The sequence below is a fragment of the Prosthecobacter sp. genome (genome assembly GCF_049294395.1).
Classification (GTDB): domain Bacteria; phylum Verrucomicrobiota; class Verrucomicrobiia; order Verrucomicrobiales; family Verrucomicrobiaceae; genus Prosthecobacter.
Genome location: NZ_JBAQCR010000107.1, coordinates 1 through 18,792 on the forward strand (window position 1 = coordinate 1; position 18,792 = coordinate 18,792).

Annotated in this window: 14 protein-coding genes; 11 read left to right on the plus strand and 3 right to left on the minus strand. The window is 59.9% G+C overall.

What is annotated here, in order from left to right; all coding sequences use genetic code 11:
- Window positions 1–872: 872 nt before the first annotated feature.
- The 6 genes from WAW39_RS06555 (at window position 873) to WAW39_RS06580 (ending at window position 9,439) form a co-directional block, all read left to right on the plus strand.
- Window positions 873–2,219: an SEL1-like repeat protein gene (locus tag WAW39_RS06555; protein WP_422317002.1), complete on the plus strand. Its 1,347-nt coding sequence runs from the start codon at window positions 873–875 to the stop codon at window positions 2,217–2,219.
- Window positions 2,220–2,377: 158 nt separating this feature from the next.
- Entirely contained in the window at window positions 2,378–2,659 is a 282-nt protein-coding gene (locus tag WAW39_RS06560) for a hypothetical protein (protein WP_422317004.1), read from the plus strand.
- Window positions 2,660–2,716: 57 nt separating this feature from the next.
- On the plus strand, window positions 2,717–3,613 hold the full coding sequence (locus tag WAW39_RS06565) for a hypothetical protein (protein WP_422317006.1): 897 nt from the start codon (window positions 2,717–2,719) through the stop codon (window positions 3,611–3,613).
- A 44-nt stretch (window positions 3,614–3,657) separates the two neighbouring features.
- Entirely contained in the window at window positions 3,658–4,785 is a 1,128-nt protein-coding gene (locus WAW39_RS06570; protein WP_422317008.1) for a sialidase family protein, read from the plus strand.
- Window positions 4,782–7,928: a DUF4838 domain-containing protein gene (locus WAW39_RS06575; protein ID WP_422317010.1), complete on the plus strand. Its 3,147-nt coding sequence runs from the start codon at window positions 4,782–4,784 to the stop codon at window positions 7,926–7,928. Before WAW39_RS06570 ends, WAW39_RS06575 begins: the two co-directional genes overlap by 4 nt.
- Window positions 7,929–7,963: 35 nt before the next feature.
- Window positions 7,964–9,439 carry a flavin monoamine oxidase family protein gene (locus tag WAW39_RS06580; RefSeq protein ID WP_422317012.1) on the plus strand — a complete coding sequence of 492 codons (1,476 nt, stop codon included), beginning with the start codon at window positions 7,964–7,966 and terminating at the stop codon, window positions 9,437–9,439.
- Here WAW39_RS06580 and WAW39_RS06585 read toward each other — a convergent pair whose 3' ends face one another.
- Window positions 9,440–10,228, minus strand: coding sequence for a 3-keto-disaccharide hydrolase (locus WAW39_RS06585; protein WP_422317013.1), 789 nt, complete (start codon window positions 10,226–10,228; stop codon window positions 9,440–9,442).
- A 133-nt stretch (window positions 10,229–10,361) separates the two neighbouring features.
- On the opposite strand from WAW39_RS06585, the gene WAW39_RS06590 reads away from it, so the two are divergent.
- The 3 genes from WAW39_RS06590 to WAW39_RS06600 all read left to right on the plus strand — a co-directional run bounded on the left by WAW39_RS06590 (window position 10,362) and on the right by WAW39_RS06600 (window position 13,850).
- Complete coding sequence (locus WAW39_RS06590; RefSeq protein WP_422317015.1) at window positions 10,362–11,156, plus strand: SDR family oxidoreductase; 795 nt, start codon at window positions 10,362–10,364, stop codon at window positions 11,154–11,156.
- A 178-nt stretch (window positions 11,157–11,334) separates the two neighbouring features.
- Complete coding sequence (locus WAW39_RS06595) at window positions 11,335–12,624, plus strand: right-handed parallel beta-helix repeat-containing protein (protein WP_422317017.1); 1,290 nt, start codon at window positions 11,335–11,337, stop codon at window positions 12,622–12,624.
- Between the two features lie 53 nt (window positions 12,625–12,677).
- The gene (locus WAW39_RS06600) at window positions 12,678–13,850 is read left to right on the plus strand and encodes a Shedu anti-phage system protein SduA domain-containing protein (protein ID WP_422317020.1); all 1,173 of its coding nucleotides are present in this window, start codon (window positions 12,678–12,680) and stop codon (window positions 13,848–13,850) included.
- A gap of 11 nt (window positions 13,851–13,861) precedes the next feature.
- Here WAW39_RS06600 and WAW39_RS06605 read toward each other — a convergent pair whose 3' ends face one another.
- Both WAW39_RS06605 and WAW39_RS06610 read right to left on the minus strand, forming a co-directional pair.
- The gene (locus tag WAW39_RS06605; RefSeq protein WP_422317021.1) at window positions 13,862–14,992 is read right to left on the minus strand and encodes a DEAD/DEAH box helicase; all 1,131 of its coding nucleotides are present in this window, start codon (window positions 14,990–14,992) and stop codon (window positions 13,862–13,864) included.
- Between the two features lie 47 nt (window positions 14,993–15,039).
- Entirely contained in the window at window positions 15,040–16,350 is a 1,311-nt protein-coding gene (locus WAW39_RS06610; protein WP_422317023.1) for a hypothetical protein, read from the minus strand.
- A 55-nt stretch (window positions 16,351–16,405) separates the two neighbouring features.
- On the opposite strand from WAW39_RS06610, the gene WAW39_RS06615 reads away from it, so the two are divergent.
- Entirely contained in the window at window positions 16,406–17,251 is an 846-nt protein-coding gene (locus WAW39_RS06615; protein WP_422317025.1) for an alpha/beta hydrolase, read from the plus strand.
- Window positions 17,252–17,299: 48 nt separating this feature from the next.
- Entirely contained in the window at window positions 17,300–18,778 is a 1,479-nt protein-coding gene (locus WAW39_RS06620; RefSeq protein WP_422317027.1) for a sulfatase, read from the plus strand.
- Window positions 18,779–18,792 lie beyond the last annotated feature (14 nt).

Consider the following 18,792-nt stretch of genomic DNA (forward strand, 5'->3'; position numbering starts at 1 on the left):
ACGCCAGCCAACTGCAGGACCGGCTCATGGAAGCCCTGCGCTCCATGATCGACCAGCCCTCCGTTCTTCAGTCCCAATGCCGTCCAAAGATGAGTTTATGACAGGCTTTCTAAGAACCGGTCTAACCGAGCGATCTTCCCCTTCCAACCCGCTCCAGGTTCCTTTCCACTTCCTGCACCTGCTCCTTCCGCACGATGACATGCGGAACGGGCGTGGGCTGTGCCCCCACCAGGAGCGGACCCAGACTCACCAGAAGCCCGAAAACATAGCAGAACTGCATGCGACCGGCCATAGGCATGGGCAAGTGAAGAGGTTGCACACTCGTCGCATGAAGCTACGGCGTAGCAATTGGCTCTAGAAACCATTTTTCTAAACAGAAGTTTTTTAGATCTGGAGGTGCCGCGTGTTGTACCCATCGGGCATGCGTCAAAGTTGCGAGCCACTAAATCGAAATGGCAGCTCAAGAAAGAAACTTCCCCCATGGCTCACACCAGGGTGGGGTAATCCGCACGGACTGAGGGCCTGATTCCCGTCTGTTCCGCAGGCCCCATTCCGCTTCCACGCAGTGCGATCACAGCAGTTGGCCCCATTCCCACCCGTGGCCGTCCAAAAGACACCTCCGAAAACGCAAGCAACCTGCAGGATTGCCGGATCCGACACAGAAAATTTCCTTCTGTTCCCCAAAATGACCATGACGATTCTTGATCTTCCCAACCTCCCGCCCGCACCGGTGGAATGCCAAAGAGAGGGAGGGATGAAGCCATGGCTGTCAGTGTTACAGGGGCGCACTTCACCGAAGAAAAGGCATGACTCATGCGCGGAATCTCTCTAAAAAAGACCCACGTAACGATTCGGCTCCCGGAAAAGCATCTATGTTCATCAAGTCCACAAAAATTACTAGGGTGGTGCTGCTTGCAGGCTTGTTTTGCGCGGCGGCACCGCTCGTGGCCAAAAGCCTGAAGGAGACGCGCACGGAGGCAGAGCAGGGGAATGCAGAGGCGCAGCACGCCATGGGGCTGCGCTGCGCCAAAGGGAACGGCGTTCCCAAGAATGAAGCGGCGGCGGTGGAGTGGTTTCGCAAGGCGATCGCCCAAGGCCATGTGGATTCCCAGCGGCAGCTGGGCATGTGCTACCTGCTGGGCACGGGGGGGCCGCAGGACGCAGCGGAGGCGGTGAAATGGCTGCGTCTGGCGGCGGCGCAGAATCACGTGGCGGCCATGAAACAGCTCGGCGTTTGCTACAGCCTGGGCTCCAGCGTGCCCAAGGACATGGCCGAAGGCGTGAGGTGGTTTCGCCAGGCGGCGCAGCGTGGCGATGCGGATGCGCAGCTGGAACTGGGCATGGCCTATTTTGACGGCGAGGGAGTGGTGCAGGACGCAGCGGAGGCCGTGAAGTGGTTTCGCAAAGCCGCTGAGCAGGGCGATCTCAATGCGCAGAAGCTTCTCGGCATCACCTACGCCCAGGGCCTGCGAGTGCCGCCGGATCTCGTCGAAGCGGTGAAATGGTTCCGCAAGGCGGCGGAAAAGGAAGACCCTGAAGCTCAGCTGCGGCTGGGCGTGGCCTATTCCCTGGGCGCGGGTGTGGCTCAGGATCTGAAACAGGGGCTCAGCCTCATCAAGAAGTCGGCGGCGCAGAAGTATGCACTGGCGCAGCTCGAGATGGGCGAGTGCTACATGCACGGCGCTGGCGTGCCGAAGGATCCTGCCGAGGCCGTGGCCTGGTATCAAAAAGCGGCGGAGCAGGGAGATGCACTTGCGCAGACAAAGCTGGCTGTGGCTTACTTGGAGGGCATAGGCGTGGCGCAGAACACCGCAGATGCTGTCGTATGGTTTCGCAAAGCGGCGGAGCAAAATTTTCCCATTGCCCAAGTCGGGCTTGCGGGCTGCCTCATCAGCGGCAAAGGCGTGCCCAAAGATGAGGCTCAGGCCACCAGGCTGTTTCGCGCTGCGGCGGAGCGCGGTGATGCCGACGGGCAGTTTGCCCTGAGCCTGATGTATGAAAAGGGAGAAGGCATGGAGAAAAACCCGGTGGAAGCCCTGAAGTGGTGCCGCCTCGCATCTCAGCAAGGGCATGACATCGCCTTTGTCCATCAGGCCACGCTGGAGGCGTCCATGACGCGCGAGCAAGTCATCGAGGCCGTGCGGCTGGAGCGCGAGTGGAAGCCTGCGAAGTTGGGTCCCGTAAAAGTTAAATCGGAGAAGGCGGAACCGGCGAAGTAAAGACAGCACGACCTCCGCGCATTTCAATGCACAGAGGCAGGGGAGCCCATCGCATCTTCGCCATTGTCCGGTGCTTCGGAAGTTTCAGGCGGGTACGAACGTTTATGCGGGGAGCTCTTGAGCAATCACGACGAGGCACCATGCCACACGGTCGTTCTATGAGTCCAGCCCACCCGCCACAGCGCACCGCCATGAGTGATGACCCAGACGATCTCAGCAAGGACGGATACCCCACGCACATCCCCACTCCAGAGCAGTCCTCTGGAAGCTGGTCGTTTGGAGCAGTGCTCTCCGTCCTCGGAGCGATTATGCTGGCGTTCATTCTGCGGCTGGCGGTGCCCAAGGAGGACAATGCCATTGAGCTCGGTATCCTGCTTATCGCCGTGGGCTTTGCGCAGATCTGGCTGATCTTCAATTTCCTGAAGTCCTTCCGAAAATAATGACGCAGGTGCAGGTTTGAAACGAAAGGTCGCGCGGCTGCGGCGTAGTCATCGCGCATGTTTGTTTCTTCACGCTCTCTTCTTCCATCGCTGGCACTTGGTCTCGCGCTCACGGCTTTGGCTTCTGCCAAAGAACCCTTCAAGCCCAATCTCGGTCCCGAACTGCCACGCATCACCGTGACCTGCGGGGATGTGACGCTGCTGCTGCGCCAGGCCACGCAATGGACTCCGGGCCGCATTGATTTCCGTGGCAAGGCCATGACCACCGAGAGCAGCGCCTACGGCACCGTGTTCTCGTTTCCCGATGTCGGCTTCATCGGCACCGCGCATCTGGAAAACGAACCCGAGAAGCTGCAGTCACTCGACTTCTTCCTTGATGACAAACGAGTCGAAGCACCCATGGCAGAGATGAAAGGCGGTGCGTTTCGTTTGGAGCGAAAGTCACGCATCCGCGCCTTTGAGCTGATCAACGTGACCGAGATCAAGGACCACCGTCTGCATGAAACCACCACCGTGCACACCGCCGAGGCCGTGCCGCTGAAGCTGGTGTACCACTTCATGCACGCCTGGCGGCCCACGGTCAGCGCCTTTCTGGCTGGAAATGATGCCATGCCAGAAAATACCATCTCCGGTCCGCTGCGCGATGACAAGGAGGTGGCGCGGAAGTTTTACATCAACCAGCCCGTGGACTGGATGGCGGTGTATGAGCCGCAGAGCGGGCAGTTTGCCGTGAGCCGCCTGCTGCAGGCGCCGGAACTGGGCGGGCATGTGTCCACCATTTGGAATGTGCCGCCCACCTACCGGAAGTTTTACCTGAAGTGCTTTGAGGGGAAGACCGTGCCCGCCGGATTCACCGGCACCTGGCGCATGGTCACCGCCTTTGGCAGCGCCACGCCGGAAACTTGGGAGGCTCAGGCCCGCACGCTGGCCTCCGAGCTGAAAAACGAGAGGTAAATCCGCCGCGAGTTTGAGGGCGCGGGGAACGTTGAGGTGTCTCCATGCGCACTCTAATCGCCGCCCTGCTTTTCGCCACCGTACTGAACTCCGCCGCCGAGGACCGGCCTGACCTGCCTCTCGCGGACATTTCGGGACACAAGGACCGCCAGACCGTCATCGCCCAGGGGACGGCGGAGGTTTATCAGGGGCACCCGACGACGACATTGCTCGCGGACGGCAAGACGATCCTCTGCGTGTGGTGCATCAATCACGGCGGCGCGGCGGGGCCGATGTCGCGGAGCGATGATGGCGGCGTGACGTGGACGCGGATCGACGAACTCATGCCGCCGGGCTACAAGACGCATCTGAACTGCCCCAGCATCTACCGCATGACCGATCCGGCGGGCAAGGAGCGAGTGTGGGTGTTTTCCGCTGCGAAGGGCACGCGCAAAGGCCCTGGCATGCCGAGCATCATGAGCGAGGACGGCGGCAGCACGTGGAAGGAGATGCCACCACTCGGCTTTCCCTGCGTGATGACCTTCAGCAGCATCGTGCGTCTCAAGGACGGCGCGTACCTCGGCCTCTATCACCGGGGGCCCGGCGGCGCAGACAAGGCCCCGCTGGAAGTGCTGCAAACCCTCAGCAAAGACGGCGGTTTCACCTGGAGCGAGCCGCATGTCGTCGCAGCCGTCGAGGGAAAGAATCCCTGCGAACCCTTTGTGTTTCGTTCGCCGGATGGTTCCGAGCTCTGCTGCCTGATGCGCGAAAACACGCACAAGGAGCGCAGCCTCATGATGTTCAGCCGTGATGAAGGCAAAACCTGGACCACGCCGGTGAACACGCCGTGGGGACTCACCGGAGACCGCCATGCCGGCGTCTTCACCAAGGACGGCCGCATGGTCGTGGCTTTCCGTGATCAGGCGCTCAACAGCCCGACCAAAGGCCACTTCGTCGCGTGGGTGGGAACTTATGACGACATCAAGAACAGCAGGCCCGGCCAGTACCGCATCAAGCTGCTTCACAGCTACGCCGAACGTGCCGGCGACTGCGGCTATCCCGGCGTGGAGTTGCTGCCAGACGGCACCATCGTGGCCACGACTTATATCAAGATCACGCCCGGCAAGGAGAAGAACTCCGTCGTGAGCGTGCGCTTCAATCTGAAAACCACGGACGCCCTTGTGAAGCCATGAAAGCCCTTGCCGCCGCGTTTCTCACACTCTCGTCGCTGCATGCAGCGGATGCCGTTCTCGTAGAAGACGGTCAGCCGCGCGCGGAGATCATCCTTGCGGAAAATCCCACGCGCATGCAGCGGGTCGCTGCGCAGGAGTTTCGCACGAACATCGAAAAGATCAGCGGAGCGCGGCTGCCCATCGTGACGCAGCCGAGCGGGAAGGCGGTGAAGGTTTTCATTGGCGCGAGCCCATTGAATCCCGTGAAGGCGGAGGGCTTGAAGGACGGCGCGTATCGCATCCAGTCTGGCGGCGACTGGCTGGCGCTGGTGGGAGATGACAGCGACTTTGTGCCCACGGAGCCCTGGGCGAAGAGCAACAGCGACATCCCACGTGCCCGGGCTGAGTTTGAGAAGATCGTCGGCGCACCGTATGGCATGCCCAATCCCGGCTTGTATAAAAACCGCCTGCGTCTGCCGGGAGACACGGGCAAGCCCGACGGAGCCACCACGGCCAAGAACGAGTGGCTGGAAATCTGGGGCCTGGATGAACGCGGCAGCTTCAATGCGGTGACGGCGTTCTTTGCATCGCTCGGTGCGCGCTGGTATCTGCCGGGGGAGCTTGGCGAAGTGATGCCCACCATGAAAACCATCGCGCTGCCAAAGCTCGATGAGACCGTGCAGCCGGACTTCCCGCTGCGGCAGTTCAACTTCCGCTTCAGCACGGCGGGCTATGACACGGCGATGTGGATGATGCACCTCGGCACGCGCAATGATGACCATTATCAGATCGCTCATGGCATGGACGGCATGACGGGCAATGACGCCACTTTTGCCGCGCACCCGGAGTGGTTCGCGCTCTACGGCGGCAAGCGCGACTACCGCCCCGGCGACAGCAAGAACCAGCTCTGCTATTCCAATGAGGAACTCTTCCGCGAGACCGTGCGCTACACCCGCGCGCTGCTGGATACCTATCCGCTGAAGACGGTCTCCATCATGCCGCCGGATGGCTACACCTCCATCTGCCAGTGCGAGAAGTGCAAAGGCAAAGACTCGCCGGAGCGCAATGAGCGCGGCCTGCTGAGCGACTACGTGTGGGACTTCGTGAATCGCGTGGCAAAGGAGATCGCCAAAACTCATCCTCGCGCGAAGTTGCTGAACTGTGCGTATGGCGTGTACACGCTGCCGCCGTTGAAGATCGACAAGCTCGAACCCAACGTGATTGTCTGCATCGTCGGTGGGCGGCGGCCGATGAACAAAGCTGGCAGCAAGGCAGAGGGCGAGGCTGCGCCGGAAGCCCTGCGCGCGGCCTGGGCGAAGAAGACGAACAACCTCATCCTGAACTTTGAAAACTATCCCTTCACTGATCGCGGCTGGTACCTGCCCTTCTTCGCGCCGCATGCCATCGGCGACTCTGTGAACGCCACGAAAGGCATCTCTCAAGGCGAGGACATCTGGCTCTCCGCACGGCAGGATTTCAAGGAGGTTGGCATCGGCTTCAATCACTTCATGGTCTATTTCACCGCGCGCATGTACTGGGGCGGCAAGAGCGCGGATGTGGACGCGATGTTCCGCGAGTACTGCCATCTCTTTTACGGCCCCACCGCGCAGGAGATGCAGGCTTTCTTCACCTACTGCGAGACGCATTGGAGCGCGATGGAGAACGACAAGGTGCAGGCGGATGAGGCGCTCGCGCTGTTTGCCAAAGCACAGGCCAAAGCCGATGCCGCGAGTGTTTATGGGCGGCGCATCGCTCTCATCGATGACTTCCTCAAAGGCATGCGCATGAAGGCCCTGCAGCTGGGCCAGCAGCGCGGTCCGGTGCCCACCGTACGGCTCGTCGGTGACGCGCACGACATCGTCATCGATGGCAAACTCGACGACGCCTACTGGCAGAACTGCCCCGCCGCCGCTACGGGCAAATTCCGCGAACTAGAAACAGGCCGCGTGCCGACCTTTGGCACTTCCTACAAAGCCGGATGGCAGGGAGGCAGCGTCTATTTTGCCATCCGCTGCGATGAGCTTCCCGGCGACAAACCCAACACCACCTCCACGCGCAATGAGGATCAGGCGCTGTGGCATGGCGATGCCATCGAGATCGAACTCGCTACGGAAACGCACTCGTATTATCAGCTCGCCGTCAGTCCTGCGGGCCACATCGTGGATCTTGACCGTGGCGCGTCGCGTGGCCAGTGGTTCGGCTGGGACTCAAAGGCGGAAGTGGCCACGCACATTGCGGATGATCACTGGACCGTGGAGATTCGCATCCCTGTCACGCAGGACGAAAACGATCCGCTGCATCAGGTCATCGGCCGCAAGCCGACGCCAAGCCTGCCGTGGCACATCAATCTCTGCCGTCAGCGCATTCGGGAAGACGGCCAGGAGCTCAGCGCCCTCTCACCCACCGGCACCGAGGGCTTTCATGAGCCGATGAAGTTTGCGCACTTCTACGATGGCAAATCTCAGGTGTTCCCTGCTGACCCCAGCGTCACCGATTTCGTCATCGGCTTCCGCGACGCCACGCAGAAACGCAAAGTCGCAGACTTTCTCGCTCTGGCCGATGGCAAATTCAGCGACCTGCAAAAAGCCGCCGCGCTGGAGCAGGCTGCGCTGCTCAGCCGCGCGGAGGCCGGGCCGATCATCGAGCGTATTTCTGTCGATGTGGTGAAAAAGACCGCGCAGATGCAGTACTTGCTCGCTTCGGCCAAAGCGCCGGAGGTCATCGCGCAGTTCGCGAACGAGGACTTCAAAAAGTGGCCTTTCTGGAAGCGTGGCGCGGGGTATCATGCGCGCGGCTACGCTTATTCGATCATCAAGGCAGGCGACAAGGCGGAGGCGGATCTGAGCGCGGCCCTGCCATGGACCAGCGAACCCCGCGCACGTGACGCCCTCCTTCTCGCCTTGGCGCAGAACCGTGAGCGCAATTTGCAGAAGGATGATCAGGCCCTCTCAGCTTATCAGTCTATTGTGGCAGATCGCACACGCATCGGTGGTGCGGATGAATACGCCGCGCTCCAGGGCATCGCGCGCATTCTGACCCGGCGCGGCAAGTTTGATGAAGCCATGAGCGCCCTGAACCGCGCCGAGCCCGCGAAGCTGCAAGGTGTCTGGCGGGAGAACATCCTGAAATCCATCGCAGAGGTGCAGAAGGCGCGGGGCCAGTGATTCAAAGATGCGCGCATTTTTGGCGTACCTGCTTCATGCGCGCGAATCCCACTGCCCTGACACGCCGGCGAATGCTGCAAACCACCACGGGGGCTTTGCTCGCGGGTGTGGCGGTGCAGGCTGAGTCTGCGAAGAAGAAAAAGGTCATTGTCATCGGCGGTGGCATCGGCGGTTTGAGCTGTGCGTTTGATCTGATGGAGCGCGGGCATGAGGTGACGGTGCTGGAGGCATCGCGCCGCACGGGCGGGCATGTGAAAACGATCTATGATCCGCTGCCGGATGGGCTGTATGCGGATGTGGGCGCGGAGCAGTTCACCAATCCGGGCTACGACACCTACCGCGAGTGGGTGCAGAAGTTTGACCTGCCAGTGCTGGCCTATGAACGGCGGCGGAAGATGTATGCGAATGTGCGCGGGAAATGGCGCACGGAGGAGGAGCTGGCGGATGCGAAGACGCAACGCGAGTTCGGCTTCAACGAACGCGAGGTGGCCTACATGCAGGAGCATGGCTGGAAGAACATGTCGCGTCTGTATTTCGGCCCCATGGCGGACAAATTTAAAGACGAGTATCAGCCCTTCGGCATCGGGCTGGATAAGCTGGACCATATGGTGCTGGGTGACTGGCTGGCGGAGCAGGGCGCTTCTGAAACCGGGCGCGGGTACTGCGGTGGTTCGCGTCTTACCAGCAAGGAGAAGCCTGCCACCGCGAGCGATGTCTCCGCGCTCTACCGCATCTGGCAGGAGTCCATCGTGAAGATGCGCGGGCTGCCGGTGTTCAAGCGCGAGGTGTTTCGCCTGAAAGGCGGCAACCAGCTCCTGCCGGACACCTTTGCCCAACGTCTCGGTGATCGCGTGCGCAAGAACTGCCTCGTCACCGTGTTGGAGCATGATGCGAACGGTGTGACGGTCACCTTCGCCGAAGGGCCGGACAAGAGGGAGCAGACGCTGAAGGCGGATTACGCGGTGATGTGCGTGTCGCCGATGGTGATCGCGGGCATCAAGGTCTCGCCGGGGTGGCCGGAGACGAAGAAGTTTGCGCTGGAGCACACGCCGATGGGCATGCAGTCGCGCATCGTGCTGCAGGCGAAGACACGTTTTTGGGAGGGCGACAACGTGCCGAGCATCAATTTCGAAACTGGGAACAGCACGATGGGCCTTGTCTATGAATGCGCGGGCGAGGTAGCAGGAGACAGCTGCGTGCTCATGGGCAGCGGTCCGCCCGCGCTGGCTCCTGCGGATGCGCTGGCGGCTTTTCGCAAGTTTTACCCCGGCAAGAACAAGGACACGATTGAGCAGGTCATCGTGCATGAGTGGTGGAAGGAGGAACCGCTGGCGCTTGGCTGCGAGCGGCATGCCTTTGCGTTGGGCAAGCTCGCGCAGGTGTGGCCGCACCTCATTCAGCCTGTGGGGCGAGTACACTTTGCGGGAGCGGCGTATGACAATCTGCCCTGGGGGCAGGATGCTGCGACGAGGTCCGCGCGGCGGGTGACGCTGGCGATCGATGCGGCGTAGTTACTTTTTCTTCTCCAGCGACATCAGCTCGATCTTCCGAAACCATACCGGTTGGCCTTCGGCCTGAAGGGCGATGTGGCCGTAGCCGAGCATCACATCGCCACCGGCTTCCACGATGTCGCTTGCTGGGGCGATCTTACACGCGGCATCAAGCTGCGGGCGCTGGTAGCGTAGTACTTCGACGCCGTTGATGCGGTGGATGATCTCATCATTGCCGCGCACTTCCACTTCGGCACGCACCCATTCCTCGGCGGGAAAAGTCGGCGCACTGGATTTGACGATGTGCTTGGTGATCAGCTCTCCGCCCATCTCCACATGGGTGCCGGGTGTGCAGAGATTGGCCGTGGAGCGCGGGCCTTTCCCTTCATCCGCCAGAAACTGCATTTCGAGGCTGGAGGGGAAGCCCTGATCAAAGCGCATGCTCTGCGGCGGCTGGGCATGCAGCATCACGCCGCTGTTGAGGTTCACATACTTTGGGGCGTCCGCCATCATCTTGCCGGTGAAGCGGTACTCCATGCGCAGGATGTAGTGGGAGTAGGCCACGTTGGTGAAGAGGTGGCCGTACTGCTGGTCAAACTTGTCGTAGCCGTCGTAGCTCACCTTCAGGATGCCATCCTCCACCTGAAACGTTTTTGCGAAGTTTTCGCCGAGCGGGTGCTTGGCGATCTTGATCGTCCAGCCCGTGAGGTCCTTGCCATTGAAGAGCGGGATCCATTTCGGTTCGTCGGCCATCGCCACGGCGGTCAGGCATGTCAGAGCGAGCAGGAAGGTTCGAGTGGTTGGGAACATGGGGTCATCTTGGCGGTGGCAGCGCTGTTTCCAATCAGAACCTTTCACGGCGCGTGGCACAAACGGCTGAAAAATTTTCACCCAAAATGAACGCTTCATTCGACGCCTCGCGAAGTGCCGCTAGGGTCGGCGGATGGACAAACAATGGAACGACAAGATCGTCATCGTCACCGGTGGTGGCGGCGGCATGGGACAGAGCGCAGCGAAGCGGTTTGCGGATGCTGGCGCGAAGACATTTATTTTTGGACGCACGCTGGATTCCCTGCAGGCGACGGCGGCGCTTTCCCCGCGCATCACCTCCATCGTGTGTGATGTGGCGGACTCGGCCAGCGTGGCCGCCGCGCTTGCGCAGGTGCTGCAGCACGGGCCGATTGCCGCCTTGATCCACACCGCCGGGATCAACACGCCTGACCGTTTCATGGCGCATGCCGACTCCAGCAAACTGGCCAGCGAAGCCAGCTGGCGCAGCGTGCTGGACGTGAATGTGATGGGCGTGGTGAACATGATCCAGGCTGTTTCCAAGCCGATGGCCGAAAGCGGCGGCGGCAGGATCGTCGTTGTCTCCTCCACAGCCGGGCATGGCTTTGACTCTTTTGCCGGCGTGCCTTACACGGCCAGCAAGTGGGCCGTGCATGGCCTGCTCTTCACCGCCCGCATGCAGCTCAGCGCGCATGGCATTGTGCTCTCTGAATATGCCCCGGGTGAAGCTCTTACTCCCCTCGTGGAAAAGCGCCCTGTGAAGCCCGCCGCTGAGCACCGCAGCGCCATGATTCAGACGGAAGACTGCGCCGAGTCGCTCTTCTTCATCGCATCGCAAGCGCACTGCATGAGCATCATCCAGCTTCCTGCCTATCAACCTTTCGGTGGCATGCCGCCGCAGATCACGGCGCCGTGGCTGGCCGGACTCGATATTGGGCCGAAGCAGTGAAGTGATGCGGGCACTGCCTCGCTTCACGAGACCTTCGGCTAGCTATCTTCGCTTCGCTGCGGTTTTTGCCCGCGATTCGGAGCCCCCGGGTCGTTCGTTGCAAGCAAGAGTGCCTGCATCACTTCCCGGCAGACATCGGCTGAAAAGACATCGCCTCACTCGCGTTCACTCCGCACTCATGATCCGCGCCCTGCTGCTCTATCTCGCTCTCTCGACCTTCACGGTCAAAGCCGCCGACCTCTCCGTCGCGGCTTATCCCTCCATTCAGGAGGCGCTGAATGCGAATCCGAACCGCATGCTCTTTGTGCCGGCGGGGGATTACGTGATCACTGAGAAGATTCGCATCCGTGGCGAGCGCAGCGGGTTGTTTGGGCCGGGGCGCATCATTCAGCAGAGTGCGGATCAGCCGATCATTGAGATTGAGAATGCGAATGGGGCGGAGATTCGTGATCTGACGCTCAAGCGGCCGGAGGGCAAGATGGAATCCCGCAACGAAGGCGTGCTGGCCATCAAGTGCCGCGATCTGGTGATCGAGAATGTGCGTGTCATCGACAACCGCAGCCCCGCCGCTGCCATCACCGTGCGTGAGAGCAAAGACACGCGCATCAGCCGCTGCGTGGTACGCAACTACATGCGCGTGAGCATTGATGACCGCACGCAGAGCAAGGACTGGGGCTACGCCTTCAACTGCACCGACGGCACCGGCATCAACGTGGACTACAGCACGGGGACGCTGATCGAGGGCAACCGCGTCATTGAGGACAACTTCGTTCCCACACCGGAAGTGAAGGCCAAGTACAAGCTGGGCGACTACGTGAAGAAGAACGCGGTCAAAGGGGGGATCATGAGCCAGCAGGCCTGGGACTCCAACTACACCGACGCCTGGCAGCAGGGCTCAGGCATCGTGGTCAATGCCCCGGAGGTGAATGATCTGACGCGTGTGATCGGCAACCACATCGAGAACGCCGCGCAGGGTTTGGACATCCATGCGGATCACGTTATTGTCTCACAGAACATCATCACGAATGCCTTCATCGGCATGAAGGCCATGCACGGCTCGCGCAATGTTCTCATCACCGGCAATCAATTTGTGCGCAACTCGCTTTGGGCCATCGGCCTCATGCCCGGTGCCGGCGCGCATCCAGCCACAGATGGCAAGCCGGAGAACGCCGACGGCGGCTCCATCATCAGCAACAACATCATCTCCGACTTCGGCCACGGCGACGCGCATTGGATCTGGGGCGATGAACGCTCTCCTATCAAATTCGACAACGGGCAACAGCCTGATGATCCGCCTCTTACGGATGTCATCATCAGCGGCAATGTGGTTCACAGCAGCGGCAAGCCGCGCTACAAGTATGCGGTGATTATTCCGGGTGGTCCGAATGCGCCGAGAGGGCTGCATTTTTCGAACAACCTATTTCATCCGGGCACGCAGGGGGTGTGCAATGGGGAGATGGCGGAGTGAGGCGTTGACGAACGATCATCTTGATCTCAGCATCCGGGAATCATTTCAAACATATGATCCCCGAAAATATTAAAGACTACGTCGAGGACACTGTTCACCACCTCAATGAGTACGTTTTCGGGCCGATCTACCAGGCGTTGAAAGCCGATCCTTCACACAGGAGGCACCTGAACCCCGCGTTCCCATTCCCTCGAGTGCTTCGCATTGGGATATTGAAGGGCTTTGTGGCCATAGAATACGTTGGCCCGGAAATCGAAGAGCAAGATACCATCAAGGTTGAGGTAATGTTTGCTCCGAAAAAGAGCCCTTTTGACTTTTTAGGTTTGGACGAAAGCTTTCAGGAGTCATCAATTTCAATTCCTCCTTTTGGCCATATATTCAACACGGCGGTTTTCGAGGGGGAGTCAATAAGCCGTATATGCGACTACTTTTACGATTTTCATGAGATGCCCGTGGAGGCGCATGTGTTTGGTCATTTTGACTTCAATGCTGTAACAGAGTTATTGCTTGTCTCCAATATGACTTTCTTTTGGACAGAACGAAGTGGGAGCCTTCGAGTACGCCATGTAAATTACATGGAACTCATTCCACTCAAGCCGGGTCATCTTCCATTTCGTGTGACAGATGCTGGAGGCAAGATGGCGCGTTTCATTCTTAATTTAAAGGTGCCTTTTTATGATATTGAGCTTCATGGCATTCTGAACAAGTTTATCGAGTTGGTGAATCAAGATGTTAGCGAGCTTGAAATCACAAATTACATCGAACAGCATACCGAGATACTTGGCTTAGTATTTGGGTGCCATAGAATCGAGCCACAAGTCGAGTTAAAATGGCAGTTTCAAACTGAGAGGCCTAACTTGCAGCCCGACTTCATGATCGAAGGCATGGATGGTTTCTTTGACATAATCGACTTCAAGCTGCCAAGACTAAATAGTAAGCCGATTGTCGGCTCTGCGAATCGTGAACATCCCTCTTTCGAGGTCGACTCTGCAATTGCTCAAGTCACGGCTTACCAATCATGGTGTGAACAAGAAGTGAATAGAAGGTGGCTTGAAGCTGAGAAGAAAATCAAAGTTAAAAACCCCAAGACAATTCTTATAATGGGGCACAAACATCAATTTAGCGCGGAATCGCGGCAAGAATTGCAGAAGAGCAGAAACACTCGGATTGTCACATTCGATGAGGTGATTGAGATGGCTCGCTATCAACTCTATAGAGTGCGCTGAAGTTATTGCCGTTACCGCCGAAATTCGCTGAACCTCACCTTGAGCTTGTCTTCGAGCTGGGTGATCTGCCATTTTTCCTTGGCGTTGATCAGCGCGAGTGACATGCCTTTCTTCCCGGCGCGGGCGGTGCGGCCGCTGCGGTGGGTGTAGTATTCGAGCTGGTCGGGGAGCTGGTGGTGGATGACGAAGGAGAGGTCTGCCACGTCGATGCCGCGTGCGGCCACATCGGTGGCGACGACGAACTGGACGCGCTGCTTTTTGAAGGCGCGCATGACTTTGTCGCGCTCCTTTTGCATGAGATCGCCCTGCAGCACATCCACGGGCAGGCCGAGGTCGGCGAGCTCCTGATAGAGCTCCATGGCACCGGCCTTGGTGCGGCAGAAGATGATGCCGCGGCGGTCTTTCTGGCGCTGAAGGAAGTCGAAGATGTAGGCGGTTTTTCCGTCCGCTTTGCAGATGGCAAAGCGGTGGTCGATGTCACGATTGACCACGTTCGCCTGATCAATCTGGATCGAGTGGGCATTCGCAGACATGCAGCCTTTGATGAGGTCCTGGATCCCCGGGGGGAAGGTGGCGGAAAAGAGCCAGGTGCTGCGGCGCATGGCGGCGAGCTTGAGGATTTCAGAGAGCTGTTTTTTGAAGCCCATGCTCAGCATCTCATCGGCCTCATCCAGCACCACATAGCGGACGAATTCCAGCGTCAGCGCATCGCGCTCGATGAGATCCAACAGGCGGCCTGGTGTAGCGACGACGATGTGCGTGGGGCGTTTCAGCGCGTCGGTCTGGCGGTCGATGTTATCGCCGCCGCTGACGACTTCGATGAAGATTTTCTCCGTGTACTTGGTGAAGCGAAAGAGCTGCTTGCCGATCTGCTTGGCCAGCTCGCGGGTGGGCGCGAGCACCAGCCCCTGAATGTCCCGGTGCTTGGGGTTCATCTTGGTCAGCAGCGGCAGGCCAAAGGCGGCCGTTTTGCCGGTGCCGGTCTGCGCCTGCGCGATGAGATCACTGCCGTCCTTGAGCAGAAAAGGGATCACCGTGGACTGCACCGCCGTGGGGGTGACGATGCCCAGTTCCTCCAGACCACGGATCATCTCCGGTGGAATTCCGAGGGCGGCAAAGGGATGGGGGTCGGTTTCTGACATCCTGTGTCTTCCATCACAATGGCCCGGAATGCCAGCAGCAATGCGGTTTAACGCGGCAATCTCCACTCGCTGAAACGGCCGGATTTAACGATCGCACTTGGAATCGAAAGTCTCACGGGCCCTTTCGTGGCGGGTAGTCGTGCTGCCAGCGAATACCGGTCATGGACAAAGACCTCGACCCTGTCGTCTTCGACCACCAACCAGACCTTCAGCAGCCGCCCCTTTGGCAGATCGACGGGCAGTTCGCTCCAGCATTCGCCAGCGGCATCGAGGATGCGGAGTTGGTCGCGCTTCAAAAGGACCTCGCCAAGAGGATCGAGGCTCATTCGCACCTCACCCGTGCCTTCAGGCAGCGTGAGCGTGAATTCAGCGACGAAATGGCTCCATGCACCGGCTTCACGCTGCCAGGGCAGTTTCTCGAAGTGCTTCAACAGTTTCGCAGGCAAGCGCGTGCCGAGCCTGCCATCTGGCAAGGCATGGACCTCACGAGGCAGCGCAAGATGCCCGCCCCAGGGCTGTTTGCCCGGTTTTGCGGGTGTGAGCGGTATCCAGCCAAACAAAACGGGCGTCTCACCATTGAAGGCGATTTGTGCGGCACAGAGGTCTTTGCCGTCCAGCACGCCGTCGGGCTCATTTTTCCACGGCCCAAGCGGAGAGGTACTGCTCCAATACACAGGCTGGCCCACCGCACGGGTATAGATGCTTGCGAGCAAATACCAGCGCCCCGCCAGCTGAAACATCTGCGGGCACTCGGGCTCGCCGATGGTGCCAGGATCCAGAATGGGACCGTGATCTTTCCAGTGCACCAAATCGGGCGAGGTGGCGAGGCTTACCGCTCCGCAGGTTTCCTTGGGGCGTCCTTTCATCCAGGTGGTCATCACACAAGCGTACTGCTTCATCTCGGGAATCCAAAAGATGAAGGGATCCCGGCGCCGCTGGTAGTAGCCAGAGGCAGGCACATGAAACTCCTTCGGCGCGCAGGCCCAGTGTAGAAGATCGTCGCTCACAGAACTGACCATGCGTCCCTGTGCATGCCCGTAGAAACTGCGGAAGACCCTGGCCACCGGGTCATGAAAGACGCCGAGCACGAAATAGGGACTCATCCAGTCCGCAGGTTTGACCTCATCGTGTGTGAGCGGCGTTTCAGTCCAGCGCAGCCAGTCTTTTGACCGCGCAAGCACGGACTCATACTTCCCGGGCTTCAGGTAGTAGAGGAAGCACTCCCCCTGATGGAAGAAGGGGTGTACATCGCCCAGCGCATGATCGCGCGGCTTGAAATGCAGCATCGTCGCCTCTTCCTGCGCTTTGATGGGCGGCGCGAAAAGTTGGAGGACAGCAAGGAGCCAAAAAATGCGCATGAATAACAGAGGTAAAATGATGCCTGCCGAGATCGTTCATGCATTCATCCATTTCATGAAGTTTTTTCTCCTCACGTTTTTCATCAGCAGCGTATCACTCCTAGCGGCTGAGAAGCCCATTGTGCTTTGGCAGGCGGGAGCTCCGGGGGCTCTGGGCACGGCGCCGAAGGACATCTCGACGCTCACGCCTTATGTGCCTGAGAAAGCCAGCGGTGCGGCGATGCTGCTGATTCCGGGCGGTAGCTACTCAGGCATCTATGAGGGGCAGGCGGAGCCATTTGCGCGCTGGCTCAATGAGCAGGGCATCACGGCCTTCGTACTGCGCTACCGGCTTGGCAGTGCGGGTTATCGCTACCCCGCGCAGCTGCAGGATGCGGTGGAATCCATGCGGCAGATCCGCGGCAATGCCGCACGCTGGAAGATCGACCCCGCGCGCATCGGCGTGATGGGTTTCTCCGCTGGAGGACATCTCGTCTCCACCTTGATCAACCACCCTGAAGACGGCGAGATCGAAGGCCGCACCCCCGGCATGAGTCCACGGCCGGATCTCGCCATCCTCTGCTATCCCGTGATCAGCATGATCACCAAGCCGCATGCGACTTCGCGCAAGATGCTCATCGGTGACAAGCCCAGTGACGAACTCGTGCGCCAGACCTCCAGCGAGCTGCAGGTGCGCCCCGGCCTGCCGCCCTGCTTTCTCTGGCACACCAGCGAGGACAAACTGGTGCCCGTGGAGCATGCGCAGCTGTATGCCGCTGCGCTGCATCAAAACGGCGTGCCCCATGAGCTCCATCTCTACCAGCATGGTGACCACGGCACCGGTCTCATCGGCACGCAGCATCCGTGGTTTGCGGATCTGGTGTTCTGGCTGAAGGCGCAGAAATGGATCTCTGCGCCTTGAGTTCAACTCGCTGACACAAATCCCGCACCTTCACGTTCCTTTAAGAACATGAAGTTTGTACTGACCAGTCTTGTCCTTCTGATGGTCCACACTGCGGCAGCCGCAGCGGGGCCGAATTTTGTGTGGATCATCGCGGATGATATGTCGCCGGACATCGGAGCCTATGGATTGAAGGAGGTGAGCACGCCGAATCTTGACCGGCTGGCCGCCGAGGGGCGGCGCTACACACGGGCCTACGCCACGGCGCCGGTGTGCAGCGCCTCGCGTTCGGCCTTCATCCTCGGGTGCTATCAAACGACGACCGGGCTGCATCCGCACGATGTGGAAAACCCACAGCCGCTGCCTCCGCGCTACAAACCGCTGCCGGACCTGCTGCGCGAAGCGGGGTGGTGTGTCACGAATGCGGCGGCTCCTGATACGGTGCGCAACGGACGTCCCGTCACCAAGGCCAAGACGCACTACAATTTTGCCCACGATCCGGCGAAAATGTATGATGGCAATGACTGGCGGAAGCGCAGCCCCGGCCAGCCGTTTTTCGCGCAGTTTCAGATCACCGAGCCGCACCGGCCGTTTCCGATTCCGGAGGAGTATGACGAGGCGAAGCTGAAGGCCATCCAGATCCCGCCCAACTACCCCGATCATCCGCTGGTGCGCCGTGACTGGTATGCGTATCAGCGCAGCGTGGAAATGGTGGACCAGCGTGTCGGCGTCATCCTTGATCAGCTCAAGACGGAAGGCGTGCTGGACAACACGATCGTCATGTTCTTCGCTGATCACGGCCGGCCAATGCCCTGGGGCAAGCAATGGCTGAGTGTGGAAGGGCTGCAGGTGCCGCTGATCATGCGCGGCCCGGGCGTGGCTGCCGGGGGCGTGGAGGAGAGGCTGGTCAGCCTCATCGACCTCGCGCCGTCCATGCTCCAGCTCGCGGGTCTGCCCGTCCCGCCATGGATGGAAGGCCGGGGTATTCTAGGTCGTGAATTCCCCGAACGCAGCAGGCTGTTCGCCGCGCGCGACCGCTGTGGTGATGCGATGGACCGCATCCGGGCGGTGATCGAGACAGACGCGCTCTTTGTGCGCAATTTTCAGCCTTCCCGCTCCCGGCTGAACTGGTCTGGTTACAAGGAGTACAGCTATCCCGGCATGCCGCTCTTGCGAGTCCTGAACGAGACCGGCAAGCTCAATGAATTTCAAGCGCAGTGGCTGACGCCACGCCGCGAGGCACTGGAGTTTTACGATCTCAAAGCGGATCCGCAGGGGCTGCACAACATCGCCAAAGATGCCAAGGTGGCGGACCGGATGGCGGCCATGCGCAGCGCCATGGACAAGTGGATCAACACCAGCCCGGACCATGGTGCGCAGGGAGATCCGCCCACAGATCCGCCGCTGAGCGCCATCCAGCGGGTCAAGCGCCTCGAATACGAACGCATCTGGAAATCCCGCGTTAAGAAAGCCCAGCCCAGCGATGCCGAGCGCGTGGCGTGGTGGGAGAAAAGCTACGGGCTCTCTGCAGACCCACGCATTCCCTGATCTCAGGCGGAAGA

Bases quoted from the DNA above. Each gene is read 5' to 3' on its own strand.
- WAW39_RS06555 (WP_422317002.1), top strand. From the start codon at position 873: ATGTTCATCAAGTCCACAAAAATTACTAGGGTGGTGCTGCTTGCAGGC.
- WAW39_RS06560 (WP_422317004.1), top strand. From the start codon at position 2,378: ATGAGTCCAGCCCACCCGCCACAGCGCACCGCCATGAGTGATGACCCA.
- WAW39_RS06565 (WP_422317006.1), top strand. From the start codon at position 2,717: ATGTTTGTTTCTTCACGCTCTCTTCTTCCATCGCTGGCACTTGGTCTC.
- WAW39_RS06570 (WP_422317008.1), top strand. From the start codon at position 3,658: ATGCGCACTCTAATCGCCGCCCTGCTTTTCGCCACCGTACTGAACTCC.
- WAW39_RS06575 (WP_422317010.1), top strand. From the start codon at position 4,782: ATGAAAGCCCTTGCCGCCGCGTTTCTCACACTCTCGTCGCTGCATGCA.
- WAW39_RS06580 (WP_422317012.1), top strand. From the start codon at position 7,964: ATGCGCGCGAATCCCACTGCCCTGACACGCCGGCGAATGCTGCAAACC.
- WAW39_RS06585 (WP_422317013.1), bottom strand. From the start codon at position 10,228: ATGTTCCCAACCACTCGAACCTTCCTGCTCGCTCTGACATGCCTGACC.
- WAW39_RS06590 (WP_422317015.1), top strand. From the start codon at position 10,362: ATGGACAAACAATGGAACGACAAGATCGTCATCGTCACCGGTGGTGGC.
- WAW39_RS06595 (WP_422317017.1), top strand. From the start codon at position 11,335: ATGATCCGCGCCCTGCTGCTCTATCTCGCTCTCTCGACCTTCACGGTC.
- WAW39_RS06600 (WP_422317020.1), top strand. From the start codon at position 12,678: ATGATCCCCGAAAATATTAAAGACTACGTCGAGGACACTGTTCACCAC.
- WAW39_RS06605 (WP_422317021.1), bottom strand. From the start codon at position 14,992: ATGTCAGAAACCGACCCCCATCCCTTTGCCGCCCTCGGAATTCCACCG.
- WAW39_RS06610 (WP_422317023.1), bottom strand. From the start codon at position 16,350: ATGCGCATTTTTTGGCTCCTTGCTGTCCTCCAACTTTTCGCGCCGCCC.
- WAW39_RS06615 (WP_422317025.1), top strand. From the start codon at position 16,406: ATGAAGTTTTTTCTCCTCACGTTTTTCATCAGCAGCGTATCACTCCTA.
- WAW39_RS06620 (WP_422317027.1), top strand. From the start codon at position 17,300: ATGAAGTTTGTACTGACCAGTCTTGTCCTTCTGATGGTCCACACTGCG.